This window comes from Seonamhaeicola sp., assembly GCF_028281565.1.
Classification (GTDB): Bacteria; Bacteroidota; Bacteroidia; order Flavobacteriales; family Flavobacteriaceae; genus Seonamhaeicola.
Genome location: NZ_JANQJQ010000021.1, coordinates 370,934 through 388,118 on the forward strand (window position 1 = coordinate 370,934; position 17,185 = coordinate 388,118).

The 17,185-nt window shown below is 36.3% G+C and carries 21 protein-coding genes; 10 read left to right on the forward strand and 11 right to left on the reverse strand.

Annotated features, from left to right (window positions below; all coding sequences use genetic code 11):
* The first annotated feature begins 7 nt into the window (after positions 1–7).
* The 6 genes from def (at position 8) to Q0983_RS11385 (ending at position 4,426) form a co-directional block, all read left to right on the forward strand.
* The gene (gene def / locus Q0983_RS11360; RefSeq protein WP_299552979.1) at positions 8–598 is read left to right on the forward strand and encodes a peptide deformylase; all 591 of its coding nucleotides are present in this window, start codon (positions 8–10) and stop codon (positions 596–598) included.
* A 53-nt stretch (positions 599–651) separates the two neighbouring features.
* Positions 652–1,077, forward strand: a complete 426-nt coding sequence (locus Q0983_RS11365; RefSeq protein ID WP_299552982.1) for a DUF5606 domain-containing protein — start codon at positions 652–654, stop codon at positions 1,075–1,077.
* Positions 1,078–1,179: 102 nt separating this feature from the next.
* Positions 1,180–1,851 (forward strand): Crp/Fnr family transcriptional regulator, encoded by a 672-nt coding sequence (locus Q0983_RS11370; protein ID WP_299552985.1) that lies wholly within the window; start codon positions 1,180–1,182, stop codon positions 1,849–1,851.
* Positions 1,852–1,927: 76 nt separating this feature from the next.
* Entirely contained in the window at positions 1,928–2,797 is an 870-nt protein-coding gene (locus Q0983_RS11375) for an anti-sigma factor (RefSeq protein ID WP_299552988.1), read from the forward strand.
* 88 nt (positions 2,798–2,885) lie between these two features.
* Positions 2,886–3,449, forward strand: coding sequence for a TlpA disulfide reductase family protein (locus tag Q0983_RS11380; protein WP_299552991.1), 564 nt, complete (start codon positions 2,886–2,888; stop codon positions 3,447–3,449).
* Positions 3,450–3,460: 11 nt separating this feature from the next.
* Positions 3,461–4,426 carry a D-2-hydroxyacid dehydrogenase gene (locus Q0983_RS11385; protein WP_299552994.1) on the forward strand — a complete coding sequence of 322 codons (966 nt, stop codon included), beginning with the start codon at positions 3,461–3,463 and terminating at the stop codon, positions 4,424–4,426.
* Here the strand turns inward: Q0983_RS11385 and Q0983_RS11390 are convergent.
* From Q0983_RS11390 to Q0983_RS11410, 5 genes are read right to left on the reverse strand one after another with little or no spacing between them, the layout of a single operon-like run.
* On the reverse strand, positions 4,407–5,111 hold the full coding sequence (locus tag Q0983_RS11390) for a lycopene cyclase domain-containing protein (protein WP_299552997.1): 705 nt from the start codon (positions 5,109–5,111) through the stop codon (positions 4,407–4,409). The two genes, Q0983_RS11385 and Q0983_RS11390, sit on opposite strands and share 20 nt — an antisense overlap.
* Before the next feature lie 4 nt (positions 5,112–5,115).
* Positions 5,116–5,565, reverse strand: a complete 450-nt coding sequence (locus Q0983_RS11395; protein ID WP_299553000.1) for a sterol desaturase family protein — start codon at positions 5,563–5,565, stop codon at positions 5,116–5,118.
* Between the two features lie 9 nt (positions 5,566–5,574).
* Positions 5,575–6,414 (reverse strand): phytoene/squalene synthase family protein, encoded by an 840-nt coding sequence (locus Q0983_RS11400; RefSeq protein WP_299553003.1) that lies wholly within the window; start codon positions 6,412–6,414, stop codon positions 5,575–5,577.
* Complete coding sequence (crtI, locus tag Q0983_RS11405) at positions 6,411–7,877, reverse strand: phytoene desaturase family protein (protein WP_299553006.1); 1,467 nt, start codon at positions 7,875–7,877, stop codon at positions 6,411–6,413. Before crtI ends, Q0983_RS11400 begins: the two co-directional genes overlap by 4 nt.
* A gap of 48 nt (positions 7,878–7,925) precedes the next feature.
* Positions 7,926–8,825, reverse strand: coding sequence for a MerR family transcriptional regulator (locus Q0983_RS11410; protein WP_299553009.1), 900 nt, complete (start codon positions 8,823–8,825; stop codon positions 7,926–7,928).
* A gap of 209 nt (positions 8,826–9,034) precedes the next feature.
* Between Q0983_RS11410 and Q0983_RS11415 the strand changes: the two genes are divergently transcribed.
* Complete coding sequence (locus Q0983_RS11415; RefSeq protein ID WP_299553012.1) at positions 9,035–11,302, forward strand: tetratricopeptide repeat protein; 2,268 nt, start codon at positions 9,035–9,037, stop codon at positions 11,300–11,302.
* Between the two features lie 15 nt (positions 11,303–11,317).
* On the opposite strand, the gene Q0983_RS11420 is transcribed toward Q0983_RS11415, so the two are convergent.
* Together Q0983_RS11420 and Q0983_RS11425 are read right to left on the reverse strand one after the other, a co-directional pair.
* Complete coding sequence (locus Q0983_RS11420; RefSeq protein ID WP_299553015.1) at positions 11,318–11,833, reverse strand: ORF6N domain-containing protein; 516 nt, start codon at positions 11,831–11,833, stop codon at positions 11,318–11,320.
* Between the two features lie 352 nt (positions 11,834–12,185).
* Positions 12,186–12,761, reverse strand: a complete 576-nt coding sequence (locus Q0983_RS11425) for a hypothetical protein (protein ID WP_299553018.1) — start codon at positions 12,759–12,761, stop codon at positions 12,186–12,188.
* A gap of 509 nt (positions 12,762–13,270) precedes the next feature.
* Here Q0983_RS11425 and Q0983_RS11430 point away from each other — a divergent pair.
* Positions 13,271–13,630, forward strand: coding sequence for a hypothetical protein (locus Q0983_RS11430; RefSeq protein ID WP_299553021.1), 360 nt, complete (start codon positions 13,271–13,273; stop codon positions 13,628–13,630).
* Positions 13,631–13,733: 103 nt separating this feature from the next.
* Here Q0983_RS11430 and Q0983_RS11435 read toward each other — a convergent pair whose 3' ends face one another.
* The 4 genes from Q0983_RS11435 to Q0983_RS11450 form a co-directional block, all read right to left on the reverse strand.
* Positions 13,734–14,315 (reverse strand): TetR/AcrR family transcriptional regulator, encoded by a 582-nt coding sequence (locus Q0983_RS11435; RefSeq protein WP_299553023.1) that lies wholly within the window; start codon positions 14,313–14,315, stop codon positions 13,734–13,736.
* 7 nt (positions 14,316–14,322) lie between these two features.
* On the reverse strand, positions 14,323–14,532 hold the full coding sequence (locus Q0983_RS11440; RefSeq protein WP_299553026.1) for a hypothetical protein: 210 nt from the start codon (positions 14,530–14,532) through the stop codon (positions 14,323–14,325).
* 268 nt (positions 14,533–14,800) lie between these two features.
* Positions 14,801–15,223, reverse strand: a complete 423-nt coding sequence (locus Q0983_RS11445) for a PIN domain-containing protein (protein WP_299553029.1) — start codon at positions 15,221–15,223, stop codon at positions 14,801–14,803.
* Positions 15,220–15,468: a DUF6364 family protein gene (locus Q0983_RS11450; protein ID WP_299553031.1), complete on the reverse strand. Its 249-nt coding sequence runs from the start codon at positions 15,466–15,468 to the stop codon at positions 15,220–15,222. The genes Q0983_RS11445 and Q0983_RS11450 overlap by 4 nt, the downstream gene beginning before the upstream one ends.
* Before the next feature lie 206 nt (positions 15,469–15,674).
* On the opposite strand from Q0983_RS11450, the gene Q0983_RS11455 reads away from it, so the two are divergent.
* The gene (locus tag Q0983_RS11455) at positions 15,675–16,589 is read left to right on the forward strand and encodes a helix-turn-helix domain-containing protein (RefSeq protein WP_299553034.1); all 915 of its coding nucleotides are present in this window, start codon (positions 15,675–15,677) and stop codon (positions 16,587–16,589) included.
* A gap of 79 nt (positions 16,590–16,668) precedes the next feature.
* On the forward strand, positions 16,669–17,184 hold the full coding sequence (locus Q0983_RS11460; RefSeq protein WP_299553037.1) for a nuclear transport factor 2 family protein: 516 nt from the start codon (positions 16,669–16,671) through the stop codon (positions 17,182–17,184).
* The last annotated feature ends 1 nt before the right edge of the window (position 17,185 follow it).

Below are 17,185 nucleotides of genomic sequence, written 5' to 3' on the forward strand. Positions count from 1 at the left end.
TTTACTTATGATTTTACCAATTGTAGCCTACGGCGATCCTGTTTTAAAAAGGAAAGCAAAAGAGATCTCTCAGGATTACCCTAATCTGGAAGGCCTTTTAGAAAACATGTTTGAAACCATGTATAATGCTTATGGCGTAGGTTTGGCGGCCCCTCAAATTGGGTTGCCAATCCGATTGTTTTTAGTAGATACAACGCCTTTTTCAGAAGATGAAAATTTCACGGAAGAAGAAAAAAATGAGTTAAAAGACTTTAAGCGTGTCTTTATCAATGCCACTATTTTAGAAGAAGAGGGGGACGAATGGGCTTTTAATGAAGGCTGTTTAAGCATTCCCGATGTTAGAGAAGACGTGTTCAGGCAACCGGTGATTACAATTGAGTATTATGACGAAAACTTCAAAAAACATACTGAGAAATTCAACGGATTAATAGCCAGGGTCATTCAACATGAGTACGACCACATTGAGGGTATTTTGTTTACAGACAAACTATCCAGCTTCAAAAAAAGACTGATAAAAGGAAAACTCAACAATATATCCAAAGGAAAAATTAATGTGGATTACAGAATGCGTTTTCCGGATCAAAAAAAGAAACGATAATATTTGCAATACCGTAATAAACGGTTGATATTTGCGCCTTTCAAAAAAATAATATGAGTTTAGAAAAAGTACTTTCAATTTCAGGTAAACCGGGATTATACAAATTAATAGCTCAAACGCGTGGTGGTTTTGTAGCAGAATCATTAATTGATAAAAAACGTATTTCCGTAGGTATCCAAAGTAATGTAAGTGTGTTAAGTGAAATAGCTATTTATACGCTGGCAGAAGAAGTGCCTTTAAAAGACGTCCTGAAAAAGATCAAGGAAAAAGAAAATGGTGAGAAAACATCAGTAAAGCCAAAGGACAGTAAAGACGAACTCGAAGAATACTTCTTTAATGTTCTGCCGGATTATGATGAAGACAGAGTGTATGCCAGCGATATTAAAAAGGTCATTCAGTGGTATAATTTGCTTCAGCAACATGATATGCTGGGCTTTTTAGATGATGACAATGATGCTGCATCAGACGAAGAAGAATAAATGTTCAAAACCTCCTGAAACGGGAGGTTTTTTTATATCTATGTTGTAAGGTTTACTTTGGTTTTTCGACACACATGTCATTAACAAATAAAGACTGGCTTAATGAATTCGCTATGGTTTTTTGACGATGTAAACCTCTTTAAAGTACTGTGCCCGCATAAATATAAAGCCTATAAAGCGGCACATGATTTTGATTCCTATAAAAAGAAAGACTACATCTATTTTGAAGCAGACTCATCCAATAAGGTTTACCTCATAGAGAAGGGTAAGGTAAAAATAGGGTATTATAATGAAGACGGCATTGAAGTGGTGAAATCTATTTTAACCCGTGGCGATCTGTTTGGCGAAACAGCTATTTTAGGTGAATCCAAACGAGAAGAATTTGCACAGTCAGTTGATAATGCTACAAGTATATGCCCTATAGGTGTGGAAACCATGCACAGCTTAATGCGGGATAATCAAACATTCAGTTTAAAGATCTATAAGCTTATTGGGTTTAAATTACGCAAGCTGGAAAGACGTTTGCAAATATTATTATTTAAAGATGCCAAGACCAGATTGATTGAGTTTTTAGAAGAATTGTGTGCAGATTACGGATATGACTGTGAAAAAACAGGAGATAAAGTCATTCATCACCCCTATACCCAAAGAGATATTGCTTCCTTAATAGGTACTTCCAGGCCAACACTTAACATATTATTAAACGAGCTAAAGGAAGAAAACATCATAGAGTTCAGCCGAAAAGAAATAAGAATCCACAAAAAAATTGCCTAGTGTTAGGTAGCTAACATTTTATAAGACCTTCACCATTTAATTTTGAAGTATTAAATAACTTTAAAAATTAAGAGTGATGATAAAAAAAGTATTTCTGGCGGTTTTGACTATAGGGTTTTTAACCGTTTCATGTAGTGATGATGACAACCCGATAAAAACATCAAGATTGACCTTAAATCTGGATGGTTTAGAAGCGTTAGGTCCGGATTTTGTTTATGAAGGCTGGATTATTGTTGATGGCTCACCGGTTTCAACAGGCACATTTTCTTCGGTTAGTTTTCCGCAAACATTTAATGTTAACAGGTCTCAGTTAAGAAAGGCAACCACCTTTGTACTCTCCATTGAGCCGGCTGTTGATCCGGACCCGGCACCGGCAGCTACAAAAATTTTGGCAGGTGATTTTTCAGGAAATGAAGCCAGTGTAAGTTCCAGTGGCATTGTTGGAGATTTTAGTACTTCGTCGGGAAAATACATTTTGGCAACGCCTACAGATACCGATGATACCAATGAAGCCAGCGGTGTTTGGTTTTTAGATAACTCCGGTGGAAGTCCTGTAGCCGGGTTAAATTTACCCGCATTATCGGCCGGTTGGAAATATGAAGGTTGGGTGGTGTTTGATGGTACACCAATAACCACAGGAACGTTTACCATGGTAGATACCGCCGATGATAATGCCGCAACATCTATGTTCAAGGGCGATGCAAATAACGGACCGGCATATCCAGGAGAAGATTATTTACAAAATGCGCCTGCAGGTTTAACATTCCCAACAGATCTGAAAGGAAGAACCGTGGTTATTTCGGTGGAGCCGGATCCTGATAACAGTGCCGCACCATTTACCTTAAAGCCATTAGCCCATATGGTTCCTAATGATGCTATGAACCATACAGTAATTATGATGGGAGACGGACCGGTAAAAGGTTTAACCGGAATGGTTTCCAGATAATGTAAATTGTTATATAGAAGGATTAATTGTTTTTTTTAGATTTGAAGCATGGTTTCAATAAAGAGACCATGCTTTTTATTTGTAAAACATGCGTTTTAAAAAACCCAAATTAAAAGATATACTGTTTTTAGTGATTGTTGCCGTTTTGATCATACCTCAAACCAGGAAACCTGTTCAAATATTTATAAATAAAGGGTTGGCCCTTATTAGTCCATCTGTTTTAAGTGATGAAAAGCAAAAAGACTTAACAACGTATAACTGGGAACTGAAAGACAATCAAGGTGATCTTTTTAATTTTAACCAGACCAAAGGACACATAGTTTTAGTAAATTTTTGGGCTACCTGGTGTCCACCTTGCATTGCGGAAATGCCAAGTCTCCAGGAATTATATAATGATTATAGCGACAAAATTGATTTCATTTTTGTAACAGATGAAAAGTTTTCCGTTGTAGATGCGTTTCTGGAAAAAAATGATTATACCTTTAAGGTTTACAGGCCGGTTTCAAATGAGGGTGCGTTGTTTAAAGTGAATAGTATCCCCAGAACCTTTTTAATTGATAAAACCGGGAAGATCATTATTGATAAAACCGGGGCCGCTAATTGGAACAGTAGTACTATTAGAGAAACCATAGACAAATTAATGCAACAGTAAAACAAAAGCCATTGAAAATAGTAGTTTTAGACGGATACACATTAAACCCGGGCGATTTAAGCTGGGATGCCATAGCTCAATATGGAGATTTAATGGTGCACGACAGAACGCCGTATGATACAAAGGAAATTATTAAAACTATTGGCGACGCTGAAATCGTTTACACTAATAAAACGCCTTTGCCTAAAGAAGTCCTTGAAAAGGTGCCATCCGTTAAGTATGTAGGGGTACTTGCAACGGGCTACAATGTAGTTGATGTTGCTGTTGCCAAAGCATTAGGCATTACGGTTACCAATGTACCCAGTTACAGTACCCAATCGGTGGCGCAGTTTACCATGGCGTTGTTACTGGAAATGTGTTATCATGTTGGAAACCATAGCAATGCGGTCCATAATGGGGATTGGGTGAATGCCATAGACTTTTGCTTTTGGAATTCGCCGCTTATGGAACTGGACGGAAAAACTTTGGGTATCATTGGTTTTGGAAGCATTGGTCAGGCAGTAGCTAAAGTAGCCCAGGCTTTCGGGTTGCGTATTTTAGTGAATACCAGGACCAAAAGACCGGAATTTGAGACGGATGCTTGCAGGTTTGTAGTGCTGGATGACTTATTTGCCGAATCTGATATCATTAGTTTGCATTGTCCGCTTTTTGAAAGTACTAAAGGTATTATTAATACCAATAATATTGCGAAAATGAAGGATGGTGTTAAGATCATCAATACGGCCAGGGGCGGATTGGTTATTGAAGAAGATTTAGCCGAAGCATTAAATTCGGGAAAGGTTTCGGGAGCTGCGGTTGATGTGGTTTCGGCCGAGCCTATGAAGGCAGATAATCCATTGTTAAATGCCAGAAATTGTATTATTACGCCGCACATTGCCTGGGCGCCAAAAGAGGCCAGAGCAAGATTATTACATACCGCCATAAAGAATCTGGAAGCTTATTTGGATGGTAACCCTATCAATGTGGTGACTGGCTAGTTTTTTGAGATCTTTGAAAAGATACCATCAAAAATAAGTTCAACAGGATCAGGGAAAACGCATAAACAGCATCTTCAACGGGTATGGTGAACAGTCTGATATTTAAATTTTCGGCATTGTTATACCAAACAACCTCATCTTGAATATAACTTCCGGTTAGGATACCATTTACAATAAAAAACGGTATAAGCATTACCAAAAAGGTAATATAAAATTGACTTAATAACTTCAGCTGCGTTTTAAGCGTAATATAGATCAATATAATGGCCAGTGTAAAGTTTATTAACGTGTACCATTTGTTGTAATTGTAAACTATAACAATGGTAAATAAAAAGACCAATATATAAGCGATCATTTTGGTGTAATTATCGGGAAGTCCCAGGTTAGGGAAGTAGTATAACAGCGCATAATGCGTAAACACACAGGCATAAGGTATACAAATAAAGAAGAGCCATTCTTCAACAGGCAAATAAAAAAGTTCAAAACCTAAAAGGTATGCACTGTTAAACCCCCAAAACCCATTGGCTGTAAAAACAATATCCCAGGGAATAAAAACAAGCATGGAAATAAACATACTTTTAAGTAAGGACCTCCATAGTTTGTAGAATTTTAATTTAGGATGGAAACTAAATAAAAAAGGGATACTTATCGAGCCTAAGTTCAGTAACAAATACAAGTAATTCATGCAATTACTTTTTAAAGTATTTAAAAGGAACAAATAACATCCCAAAACATTCGCCGTCTTTCTTTCCTAAATGCTTGTGATGTATTTTGTGCGCCCTTCTAATACCCTTTGCATACCAATTATTGGCATTTCTAAATAGCTTAAAGCGCTGGTGAATAAAAATATCGTGAACTATAAAATAAGAAACGCCATAAGCAAAAATGCCCAGGCCAATGGGTAAGCCTGCCCAAAAATCGGCAAATTCCCAAAGTAGAATGAAACTAATACTAACTACGGCATAAAATATAAAAAAGACATCATTACGCTCAAACCAACTATCATGGTCTTTTTTGTGGTGGTCCCTATGTAAACTCCATAAAAACCCGTGCATAATGTATTTATGGGTAAACCAGGCCATAAATTCCATGGTGCAATACGCTGCTAAAAAAACCAATATCCACAAAACAGTTTGCATGACTTTAAATTACAATAAATTTAGTTGATATTTAACATAACTGCGCATTAAAAGCTCAATTTTTTTTGGATTAGACACTCTTATTCTGGTGCTTTTTATTTTGAGCGCCGGCGTTTTCTTTAATTTTTTTAGAAGTTGTCTGTAATACCGGTAAGCCATAAATACCCCGAATTTAGCTTCCATGGGCAGTTTTTTAATACCGGATAACCCCTTGGAAAAATCAGTCTCAATATCATCAATGATCTCTTTTTTAGAGGCCTCACTTAAATTATTAAGGTCCGTATTCGGGAAATAACTTCTGTTCAAATCATCGAAATCAGCTTTAAGGTCTCTTAAAAAGTTAACCTTTTGAAAGGCAGAACCTAAAGACATCGCCGTATCTTTCAAAGCTTCGTATTTGGCATCATCTCCTTTAACAAACACTTTCAGGCACATTAAGCCTACAACATCGGCAGATCCGTAAATGTATGCTTTGTATTCTTCATCGGTCAAATAATCTGTTTTATGCAGATCCAGGCGCATACTTGTCATAAAGGCATCAACCAAACGCCTGTCAATATTATATTTATGGTAGGTGTGTTGAAAGGCATTCAGAATCGGGTTTAAACTTATTTTATCCTTTAAAGCGGATTCCAAATCTTCAGAAAACCTGTTGAATAGTATTTCTTTTTCGTAATCGTGAAACGAGTCCACAATTTCGTCCGCCAGCCTAACAAATCCGTAAATATTGTAGATATCATTTCTAATGGAACTGGCTAGCATTTTAGTTGCCAAAGAAAAAGAGGTACTATACGTTTTGGTAACCATTTTACTGCAACCGTAGGATACGGTATCAAATAATTGTTTCATTGTTGATGATGTTTTGTTATTAATTCTGATACTAATTTTCCTGAAATTAAGGAGGGCGGTACACCGGGACCAGGTACAGTAAGCTGCCCTGTAAAATACAAATTTTTGACCTTTTTACTTTTAAGTTTGGGCCTTAAAAAGGCGGTTTGTGTTAAAGTATTAGCCATCCCGTAGGCATTCCCCTTATAGGAGTTATAATCTTTTTTAAAGTCTTTTACACAGAAAGATTCTTTAAAAAGAATATGATCCGATACTTTTTGAGAGGTGAGGTCTTCAAATCTTTTGATTATTTTTTTAAAATACTGTTCTCTTAAGGCTTCCGTGTCTTTTAATCCCGGTGCTAACGGAATTAAAAAAATACCTGCTTCCTTGCCTTCAGGAGCAACATAATGATCCGTTTTACTGGGGAAGCTGGCATAAAATAGCGGATTTTCCGGCCATTTGGGATCATCATAAATAGCATGGGCATGTATGTCAAAGTCTACATCAAAAAATAAAGTATGATGATTGACATTTTTAAGTTTTTTATCGAAACCTACATAAAATAACAGGGAAGAAGGGGCAAAGGTTTTTTTCTTCCAATAATTCTTGGAATATTGCCTGTATGGCTTTTTCAGAAGGGTTTCGGTATGCCAGTAATCGGCTCCGCTTAAAACAATATCGGCACTGTAAACAAACTTATTTGAAACGACTCCTTTTGCTTTGCCTTTTTCCACTTTAATGCCTTCAACGGGAGTACCGGTTTTAATAACTACTCCAAGTTCTCTTGCTAAAGATTCCAAAGCGAGGATCACCTCGTACATGCCTTTTTTAGGATGAAAGGTGCCCAAACCGAAATCGGCATAGTTCATAAAATTGTAGAACGACGGTGTATTACTGGGTTTGGCTCCCAGAAACAACACCGGAAATTCAAGAATTTTTGCCAGTTTATCATTTTTAAAGGCCTTGCGAACATCCTTTTTTACATTACTGAAGAACTGGTTTAATCGTTTTACGGTTGAAACCGATACCAGCTCCAAAGGAGAAACACCGGGTTTGTACACCAGGTCTTTAATAGCTATGTTATAATTTCTTTTGGCTTTTCCAATAAATTCATTGAGCCTGGCGGAACTGCCTGATTCAATGTTCTCAAAGGTGTTGCTTATTTTTTCTAAAGAATCCTCAATGGTAATAAATTCATCTTTATCAAAGTAAACGCTATAGGCTGGATTGAGTTTTTCCAGGGTGTAGTAATCCGAAGGTTTTTTATTAAAATCAGCAAAAAAGCGTTCAAAAACATCAGGCATCCAATACCAGGTGGGGCCAATATCGAAGGTAAATCCATCCTTTTGCAATTGCCTGGCCCTGCCGCCAATAGTGTCGTTTTTTTCCAGTATGGTTACGGCGTAGCCTGCTTTAGCCAGGTAACAAGAAGCTGCTAAAGACGAAAAGCCGGAACCGATTATTATAATACGTTTTTTCATTTTGTTTAACAAATATATAAAAAAGTTAAACAAAATAAAATTTAAATACTATAAAATCGCTACCAGGTCTTCAATAGTTGGATAAATAGTGACTTTTTCAGGCGTTTTGATATCATCGGTTCTTAAGAGCTTCGGGCCTAATAATAAGAGGTCATGATTGTTGTCTTCTAACAATAGTTCATTGAACTCACTAATGTAATCAGGTATTTTATCTATTTCCGGATTGACCGTAAAATATGAGATAAAGGTAATCTCATTAAAGAACTCAAGAACACTGGTTAAACTGTCTAAAGGCACACTTTCTCCTAAAAATATGGTATGGTAGCCTTTACTTCTTAATTGGTAGTTAATGAACAATAGACCAATGTCATGTATCTCATTTTCAGGTAAAAACAGGATGAATGTCTTTGATGCCGGTTTGGGCTCTAAACTTTGAAGCCGTTCTATATTTAAAAGGATCTTTTGCTTTATATGTACGGAAAGAAAATGTTCATGCGCCGGTGTTATGGTACTTGTTTGCCATAAGATGCCTATTTCGTTCAATAGAGGCAGAAAAACAGTGTAAAAGATCTCACTAAAGGTCTTGTTTTCAATGAGGTTGTTGTACGTATTGTAAAACAGTACCTGATCAAAATTGATCATAGCCATTTTTAAAGCGTTAATGGCATGATCCTCAACTTTAGATCGTGAGGCAATTTCTCTGACCTTAATAGGGATTTCTTCTTCTTTTAAATCGGCTATTTTTGAAATTTTATAACCGTTATTATTTAAAAAAGAAATATTGAGCAGTTTTTGGAGGCTACTTATACTATAGTTTCTTATGTTAGTATCCGACCTGTTAGGCTGCAGTAAATTATAGCGCTTTTCCCATATTCTAATGGTGTGTGCTTTAATTCCGGTAAGATTTTCCAAATCTTTTATACTAAAATTAACCTGTATATTGTTCATCAAAATTAGATATAAGTTAAACAAAAGTAATGAATTTATATGATATAATCTAATAAATAGAGAAATTAACATTTGTTAAGCGATAAAAAACAACAACGATGTTGCCGTAAAGAAGACGATCTTTTTAATACCTGTATTTCTTTGTAAACCCGGAAGTAAAGCCTATTTTTGAGGCGTTTATATACAAATTTTCGGTACCAGTTTAAACTATGTTCACAGCCCTTTCTTTTTTTAAAATAAAAACAAATAATTTATTATTTGTATTAGCCATTATCCTGTTAGTTTCCTGTAACAATAAAGAAAATAAGTACGTTGAAGCTAAAAAAGAAAGTGTTTTTGTGTCTTCGGAACTAATTCCCGATGATCATTTTTTAGGCGATAAGGCCTGTGCCGTATGCCATATAGACGAAGTTAAGGACTGGCAGGGGTCTCACCATGACAAAGCAATGCAAATTGCTACCGATGCTACCATATTGGCCGATTTCAATAATACCAGCTTTAAGAGCCAGGGGGTCACCTCTCGTTTTTTTAAAAAGGATGATGGTTATTATGTAAATACGGAAGGACCGGATGGCGAAAACCACGATTATAAAATTGAATATACCTTTGGAATTACACCGTTACAGCAATACATTGTTAAATTTCCTAACGGACATTACCAATGTTTAAGAACCGCCTGGGATACAGAAAAGAACAAATGGTTTGACCTATACCCGGATTTTAAAGTAGTGCATTCGGAATGGTTGCACTGGTCCAGGGGTGGTCTTAACTGGAATAACATGTGTGCCGATTGCCATTCCACCAATGTTAGAAAGAACTACAAGCAGGCAGATCACAGCTACGATACCAAATACGCCATTATCAACGTGAATTGTGAGGCCTGTCATGGCCCGGGAAAAGCGCATGTAGAGCAGGTTAACGAACTGGGTGATAATTATGTAGCTACCGAAGGCATGTGGATGACCGCTGATACTGAGCCAAAAGAATTAGTGGACCAATGTGCCCGGTGTCATATGAGAAGGGAGCAATTCTCCGGTCATTTCAATTTTGAAGGCACTATGATGGATCATTACTTCCCTCAAATCCTCACTAATAATTTGTATCATCCGGACGGACAGATCCTGGATGAGGTGTATGTATACGGATCGTTCGTTCAAAGTAAAATGTATCAGCACAATGTGACCTGTACCAATTGCCATGATCCGCATTCTTTAAAATTAAGGTTTGAAGGGAATGCCCTGTGTCTGCAGTGTCATGAACCTCCAAAGTATGATACACCTTCCCACCATTTTCATGAGGTAAATTCAGAAGGCGCCCAGTGTATCAACTGCCATATGGATGGCAAAATTTATATGGGGAATGATTACAGGCGTGACCATAGTTTCAGAATTCCAAGGCCGGACCAAAGTTTAAAATACGGGACGCCAAATGCCTGCGTGAGATGTCATACGGATAAGTCCAACGAATGGGCCTGGGAGCATTTTAAAAAGAATTATGGTGAACCGGATTATACACATTTTTCCGATTTACTGGCTCCGGCATTTACCGGGGAAGCAGAGGGATACCATGATCTGTTAACCATGGCGAGTGATACTATTTACCCGGATATTGCCAGGGCATCAGCGGTTAATTTGATGACCAATTATTTTAACCGGGAGGTGATCAATGATATGCTTCGCTTTTTAAAAGACGAATCGCCTATTGTAAGAGGTGCTACCATTGATGCGCTTAGCGAAATAACCAATGAGGATTACGTAAACTACTTTTTACCCTTGTTGAAAGACCCAAAACGAACGGTTAGGATAAAAGCGTTTTTTGCTTTAAGCTCGTTGGATGAACTTCAGATCCCGGACGAATATAAGGACGCCTATAAAAAAGTTAAAAAGGAGTTTGAAGTACACTTAAGTGTGACCTCGGATTTTGCCGGAGGACGTGCCAAACGCGGTGGCTACTATTTAAAGAAGGGCGATTTATTGAATGCTATAAAATCGTTTGAAAGTGCTTTAGAGGTTGATAACCTTAATAACATTATAAGAAGCAATTTAGCCAATCTATACTATAGAAACGGGCAGGTTGAAGAAGCCGAAGCAGCGTTTAAGACCATTATAAGTCAGGAACCGGAATTTGGTCAGACTTATTATTCCTATGCCTTATTGTTAGGCGAGCAAAACAGAACCGAAGAGGCTATAGAACAAATGATATTGGCTATAAAATATATGCCGGAAAATATCAGGTTCTACTACAATTTAAGCCTATTATACGATAAAGTCAATAACTTTAAAAAAGCTGAAGAAATCGCTGTGAAAGGCTTAAAACTGGCACCACAAAATGGCGATCTGTTATATGTACTGGCCTATATCTATCAAAAGAACGGACAAATAGGCAAGGCCAGAAACATAGCCCAACAATTGGTACAGTTATATCCTAATAATCAGCAGTATGTTGGCATGTATAACCAGTTAAGGCAGGTGCAGTAGATAATTGTAAACTGATTATTTTTTCTCTTTTGCTTTATATCCAATAGGATTTCTTGGAGGGTTTTTCTTTTCAATTAGCTTTTTAATTGCATTAAAAACGATCTGGAATTGCTCATCGTATTTTTTCTCTAGTTGCTTTACCTGTTTTGCCAGTTCCTGGTTATCTTCAAGAATTCTTCTCACATGGACAAATGTTCTCATAATTGCAATGTTTACTTCAACTGCTTTCTTACTTCTTAAGACACTTGAAAGCATGGCGACGCCTTGTTCTGTAAATGCCATTGGTTTTGCCCCTCCTAAAACACCTTTGTTAGGTATCACATTTTGTGATACCATCAAATCGATTTCCGATGCATTGAGTTCGAACATGAAATCTTCAGGAAATCTATCCAAATTTCTTCTAACCTGTTGTTTCAAGGCTCTGGTTTCAACTTCATACATTTGAGCCAGATGTATATCCAGAATTATACGGTCATTTCTAAGAGGAATTATGTTCTTGGCTATGTCCTTGTCTCCTTTTGTTAATTTCATATAGTAAATGTAAGAAGAGGTATCACAATTTGTGATACCCCTAATTAAATGTAAGTGTAGTTCATATAATTAACCAATGAGTGTAATGGATCATTGCTATTATTAGCTTTTGTTTGCAGTAAATTTAAGAAATATTCCTACAAATCAGGACGTCACCAAGACAAAAATCCCGGGTATTTATATAAAGTTTGAATGACTTCGAAGTTATACTTCGACAAGCTCAGTACGGGAAAACTTCGAAGAGCAGGGTTTCGAAAACCTGGCAGGTCTTTGCTAAACAAGACTATTGAGCTTTGAAATGCATTATGGATTATGGCAAATAATTATGAGTTAGCTATATAAAAACAAGGTATCACATTTCGCTAATGTTCCAGGTACGAACTTCTCCATACACACCCGCAGCAATAAACTGGCTGTCCGCCGAGAAACTAACATGTTTTGGCGTTTCATTCCTTAGCCTTGTTGGATAATCTGTAAACGCCCCGGATTTAAGATCCCAAACTCTTACAGCTCCATAAATACCTGCGGCCATATGTTCTCCGTTTGGAGAAAAACAAACACCATTTGGGGTCTCATTTTTTAGTTTAACCTCATAATCGGTAAAACTATTTGTATGTAATTCCCAAACTCTTACAGCGCCGTAAACACCTGCCGCCATGTATTTGTCGTTTGGTGAAAAGCAAACAAAAAGAGGCGTTTCATTTTTTAAATTGGTTTTGTAATCTTTGAATTTCTCCGTACCGGTTTCCCAAATCCTTATAGCACCGTAGACTCCCGCGGCAATATATTTTCCATCAGTTGAAAACGTGGCAAAATTTGGGGTTTCATTTTTTAAAATAGTGGAATAACTACCGGTGTTTTCTTGTCCGGATAAAACATTAACAAATCCAAAGAAAGGCACCAATAAAAAGATCGATATTTTTTTCATTTATTTATAATTATTGTTAATTAATACTTTTATTTTTCTTTTTTATAAGTCCGTAAATAATGTTAATCGGAAAAATTAGTTGTCCAAAAATCATAGACAAAATAATCAGCGTAATTGCAAAACTTAGAGTGTTGTTGAATTCGTATGCCGTAATGTCTATCCGATAAAATTTAGTCAAAATATATACAATTATTGTGCCACCAAAGGTCAGCCTCATGCGAGCACCATTTAGCCATTAAACCTTGACATTCTTATGTTAAAGAAAATGGCTTTTTTTTAATATGCTATGTTATCGGTTTTTTCTTTCATTTCATTTTTAGTCGTATATTTGAAATGCGAACATATTTCAAATTTATTATCAATGGTGAAGTTATTTCAATTATGTCTGAAACAGAAAATCATGGGGAAGCATACGGGTGTAAGTCCCGAGACCTATCTAAGCACCGCTTGGAATGTGTTCGCAGTGACTTCCCTTCTTTTTAAATTCATTAACCTTAAATTTCATTTTTATGCGAACACAAAATGGGCAATTGGTATGTATTCATGATAACTTGGTACAGACCCCTTACGGTTTATTTATTACCGAAGTAAAACAAGGAGAACCGCTTTCTCCAAAACAGATCAGATTTTTAGAGCACATTAGCTATGTATTTGACAGGTCAAAACGGCTTTATTTCACTACCGCTCCCGAAAAGAAACTTGTAGATAATATCAAACTTCACGGTATTGAGGAGGTCATTACCTCTTTAAAAAGGATTCATGATCTCGCTTTGTATAACACAACTGTGTGTTTTAATTCCGAAGAGAAACAGGCCCTTTTTAATTTAAAACTCTTGTGGGAAGGGTTGGAGCAGGTAGCAACATCTTAAATTTTATAGAGGGCTACCTTGTGTTGGTAGTCCTCTGTAATTTATCTTTACACGGTTTAAAACTTTACATATTTTTTAAAAAAATATTATCTACAACAATTAGTTATTTTAAGTAAGTTTCCAGAATGTGCTTTTTCATTTGAGTCATTGGATAATTGTCTTGTAAGTGGATATATTGTACAAAAACACCATCTAATAAGGCACTTAATGAATAGGTGTCAATCAACGGATCAGGGCTACCAATTTCTTTAAAAAGCTGTGTCTTAATAGAGATCATTTTTTCCAGATATTCCTTAATTGTGTGTGACAGAAGTTCCAGTACATCTTCCTGATAAGACAAAGCATTCACTAGTTTCCAATATTCAAAGTCTTCCTGCATCATATCAAAAATGTATTCAACCAGATATTTTAAGCGTTCTCTCGCCGATAAATCCAAACGCTCTATTTTTTCAATTACTTTTTGACCTCTCAAAGTGGCATCAGCCAATATTTCTTTAAGTAAGTCATCTTTGCTACTAAAATAATTGTAGATTAAACCTTTTGATACTTTGGCATGTTTTGCAATATCATCAACTTTGGTGGAGCTGAAGCCATTTTTTGAGAACAATACCAGGGCAGAATTCTTGATTAATTTCCTGCTTTGATCTCTTATATGTTGATATTGTTCAGATGTTCTTGGTGACATATAAAACTTAGTTTAATTCTTCACAAATGAAACCGTCAATTTTAAGATGAAAGCAAACTAACTCATTTATATTGGTCTCGCTTTGCACTCTCAGAATGTGGTCACAATCTTCAAGGTCAAAGTCCCAGATACAATTTGGTGCTATCATTCTTAGGATGGAGTTGACATGTTTAATGTCTTCTTGTTTTATGGATGTTTTAAATACTGATATATTCATTTTTTAATTGACTAAATGGTCAGTCAAAAATATAAATGTCTTATCAAATTTCCAAATTATTATCAAAATTGTTTTGAGGATTCTTTTTAAATGCACTAAAACCTCGCATTACGGGCTTGCTATGCGAAGTTTTAAACTTCGCATACTTCTGTAAAATCAAAGCTTTGGTTTTGTAAACTCTGGTTCGAAGTTATACTTCGCCAAGCTCAGCATGGCAAAACTTCGAAGAGCAGGAACCTTGTGTAATGATGACCAATGTTGGGAGTAGTTATTTTATATTTAAAGATTTTAGAAATTCCTCCGCTGTCATTATAGGTAGTAAAGATTTCTTAAAGTCCTTTCCGTTTCTTGTTATTATAATTTCGCATTCCGATTCGGTTGCACTAAAATATTGTAGAGCATCTTCAAAATCCTTTATAGAAGAATTAAGACCTTTTTCAATAGTTTGTTCGTCCAAAGAGCATATTTCACAAATTATCTTAAACTTTCTTAATTTTTCCCTTGCTATTTTTTTACTCTCAAATTTTTCCAGAAAATAGTTTACGGTTGCAAATGAAATAGGTGATACAACCATGGTCAGTTTTTCTTTTTCAGCCAAGGTTGCAATTTTGGCAATTGGTTCATAAAAAGGTTTCCTCTCTCCCAAAAAGTCTAACATTATGTTAGTGTCTATAAAAACCCTTTTACTCATTTATACTTCTCAATTAAATAATCAGAATATTCTTTTTTATAGTCCAAATCCGATGGGATTTCAGTTCCGGTCGTGATACTTTTGATAAAAGGTGAAATCTCAAATTCAGATGTTTCATTTTCTGAAGTCAAAGACTGTAAATAAGCCTCAACTATTCGGGATAAGCTCATTTTTTTATTAGAAGCATATGCCTTTGCTTTTTCAATAACCCTTTGATTTAGCTTTAAAGTTAATTTTGTGTCCATAATAAATTATCTTATACGTACAAATATATAAAAATAATCCGTACTACTGAGTTTTGGGATGACTTTTCGAGGTGAGCGTTAATTACATACAACGCAGATATAAAAACAATTGATTTCATATCTGTTATGCATATTTCAGTAAATTTAAGAAATATGCTTTCAAACAAAGCGTTTACTTTTATCAAAAAGAACTGTAGATTTGATAAGTGAAACATTTTAAAACCATACAAGCGTATTGTAAAGCGATTAATATCTCGCAACCCGGGCATCCGTATTTTGATATCCGCAGTTTTGAAGAAAACATGCCTACGGTGGTGGCAAAAATGCCTCCTTTTAAGCATGAGTTTTATGCCATAGCTATAAAAGTGGAAGGCTCCGGGAAAGCCATTTCAGGGCATCATACCAATTTCCCGGAAGGCGCTACCGTGTTTTTTAATTCGCCGTTTCAAATTATTTCCTGGGATATTTTACCGGATTGGGAAGGCTACTATCTAATGTTTTCAAAAGAGTTTATTACCCAATCAAAGCACCTGCAACAGCTGTTAACCGAATTTCCCTTTTTAAAAATAGATAAGTCCATTCCCTTTGAAGTCAAACCGAAAGAGGTTTCAAAACTTCTGACCATTTATGAAGCCATTTATGAGGAGTACCGGAATTTAAGTAAAGATTCCATTAATATCATTGAAGCTCAGGTATTGGTATTACTCAATTTTGTAAAACGGTTTTTTAATGCACAGACCAATAGGGAAGAAGCCGAAGCAGCTTTCAGAAAAGCCGATATCCATTTATTGTCAAGGTTTCAAACCCTGATTGAAACCAGTTTTTACGAAACTGCTTTGTCAGTTAAAAAGTCGCATTCACCAAGTTATTATGCCGCACTATTAGCGGTTCATCCGAATCATTTAAATGCCACGGTAAAACAAATTACCGGGCATACGGCCAAAACCCATATTAACAATCATATACTGCGTTTAGCGCAGTCACGATTACTACAAACGGACAAAAGTGTTAAGGAAATTGCCTATGCCCTGCACTTTGAGTCGCCTAATAACTTCAGTAGTTTTTTTAAGAAAATGACCGGCCAAACCCCAAATGCCTATAGAAAAATCAACAATCTTTGATTTTTATACCTCTTGATTTGATTTCATAACGCGTCCGGAACAAGGTTGCCGCATCTTTGTGGTATCAAAAACGAACCACATGAAACACGGTATCATGATCCTCGCAATATTAACATTGTTTGGATGCAAAAATCAAGAAGCAATGAATCAAACGGAACGTATTAAGGACACTGTAACACAATTATTTGTGAATACAGATAATAGGAATTGGAATGGCGTAGAAGCACAATTCGCTTCAAAAGTAATCCTGGATTATTCATCCCTGTCCGGAAATCCGGCAGCAGCACTAAAACCGAAAGACATTACCGGTGCCTGGAAAACCGTATTACCCGGTTTTACCCATACCCATCACCAAATAGGAAATGTGCTGGTGGATATAACGCATAATAAAGCCCATGTTTTTTGCTACGGAACCGCTACGCATTACCTGGAAGATGATAATGGCAATGTCCGGACGGTAGTGGGCAGCTACGATTTTGACCTGGAAAAAGTAAATGAGGACTGGAAAATCACCACCATGACTTTCAACTTTAAGTATCAGGACGGAAATTCAAGCCTAGCCCAAAAAGCTATTGAACATGTGAAATCAAAATAAT

Excerpts from the sequence above, each read along its gene's own strand:
- Q0983_RS11460 (WP_299553037.1), top strand. The coding sequence starts at position 16,669 with ATGAAACACGGTATCATGATCCTCGCAATATTAACATTGTTTGGATGC.
- Q0983_RS11400 (WP_299553003.1), bottom strand. The coding sequence starts at position 6,414 with ATGAAACAATTATTTGATACCGTATCCTACGGTTGCAGTAAAATGGTT.
- Q0983_RS11450 (WP_299553031.1), bottom strand. The coding sequence starts at position 15,468 with ATGGACACAAAATTAACTTTAAAGCTAAATCAAAGGGTTATTGAAAAA.
- Q0983_RS11430 (WP_299553021.1), top strand. The coding sequence starts at position 13,271 with ATGCGAACACAAAATGGGCAATTGGTATGTATTCATGATAACTTGGTA.
- def (WP_299552979.1), top strand. The coding sequence starts at position 8 with ATGATTTTACCAATTGTAGCCTACGGCGATCCTGTTTTAAAAAGGAAA.
- Q0983_RS11435 (WP_299553023.1), bottom strand. The coding sequence starts at position 14,315 with ATGTCACCAAGAACATCTGAACAATATCAACATATAAGAGATCAAAGC.
- Q0983_RS11375 (WP_299552988.1), top strand. The coding sequence starts at position 1,928 with ATGATAAAAAAAGTATTTCTGGCGGTTTTGACTATAGGGTTTTTAACC.
- Q0983_RS11425 (WP_299553018.1), bottom strand. The coding sequence starts at position 12,761 with ATGAAAAAAATATCGATCTTTTTATTGGTGCCTTTCTTTGGATTTGTT.
- Q0983_RS11390 (WP_299552997.1), bottom strand. The coding sequence starts at position 5,111 with ATGAATTACTTGTATTTGTTACTGAACTTAGGCTCGATAAGTATCCCT.
- Q0983_RS11370 (WP_299552985.1), top strand. The coding sequence starts at position 1,180 with ATGAATTCGCTATGGTTTTTTGACGATGTAAACCTCTTTAAAGTACTG.
- Q0983_RS11440 (WP_299553026.1), bottom strand. The coding sequence starts at position 14,532 with ATGAATATATCAGTATTTAAAACATCCATAAAACAAGAAGACATTAAA.
- Q0983_RS11420 (WP_299553015.1), bottom strand. The coding sequence starts at position 11,833 with ATGAAATTAACAAAAGGAGACAAGGACATAGCCAAGAACATAATTCCT.
- Q0983_RS11395 (WP_299553000.1), bottom strand. The coding sequence starts at position 5,565 with ATGCAAACTGTTTTGTGGATATTGGTTTTTTTAGCAGCGTATTGCACC.
- crtI (WP_299553006.1), bottom strand. The coding sequence starts at position 7,877 with ATGAAAAAACGTATTATAATAATCGGTTCCGGCTTTTCGTCTTTAGCA.
- Q0983_RS11445 (WP_299553029.1), bottom strand. The coding sequence starts at position 15,223 with ATGAGTAAAAGGGTTTTTATAGACACTAACATAATGTTAGACTTTTTG.
- Q0983_RS11410 (WP_299553009.1), bottom strand. The coding sequence starts at position 8,825 with ATGAACAATATACAGGTTAATTTTAGTATAAAAGATTTGGAAAATCTT.
- Q0983_RS11380 (WP_299552991.1), top strand. The coding sequence starts at position 2,886 with ATGCGTTTTAAAAAACCCAAATTAAAAGATATACTGTTTTTAGTGATT.
- Q0983_RS11415 (WP_299553012.1), top strand. The coding sequence starts at position 9,035 with ATGTTCACAGCCCTTTCTTTTTTTAAAATAAAAACAAATAATTTATTA.
- Q0983_RS11365 (WP_299552982.1), top strand. The coding sequence starts at position 652 with ATGAGTTTAGAAAAAGTACTTTCAATTTCAGGTAAACCGGGATTATAC.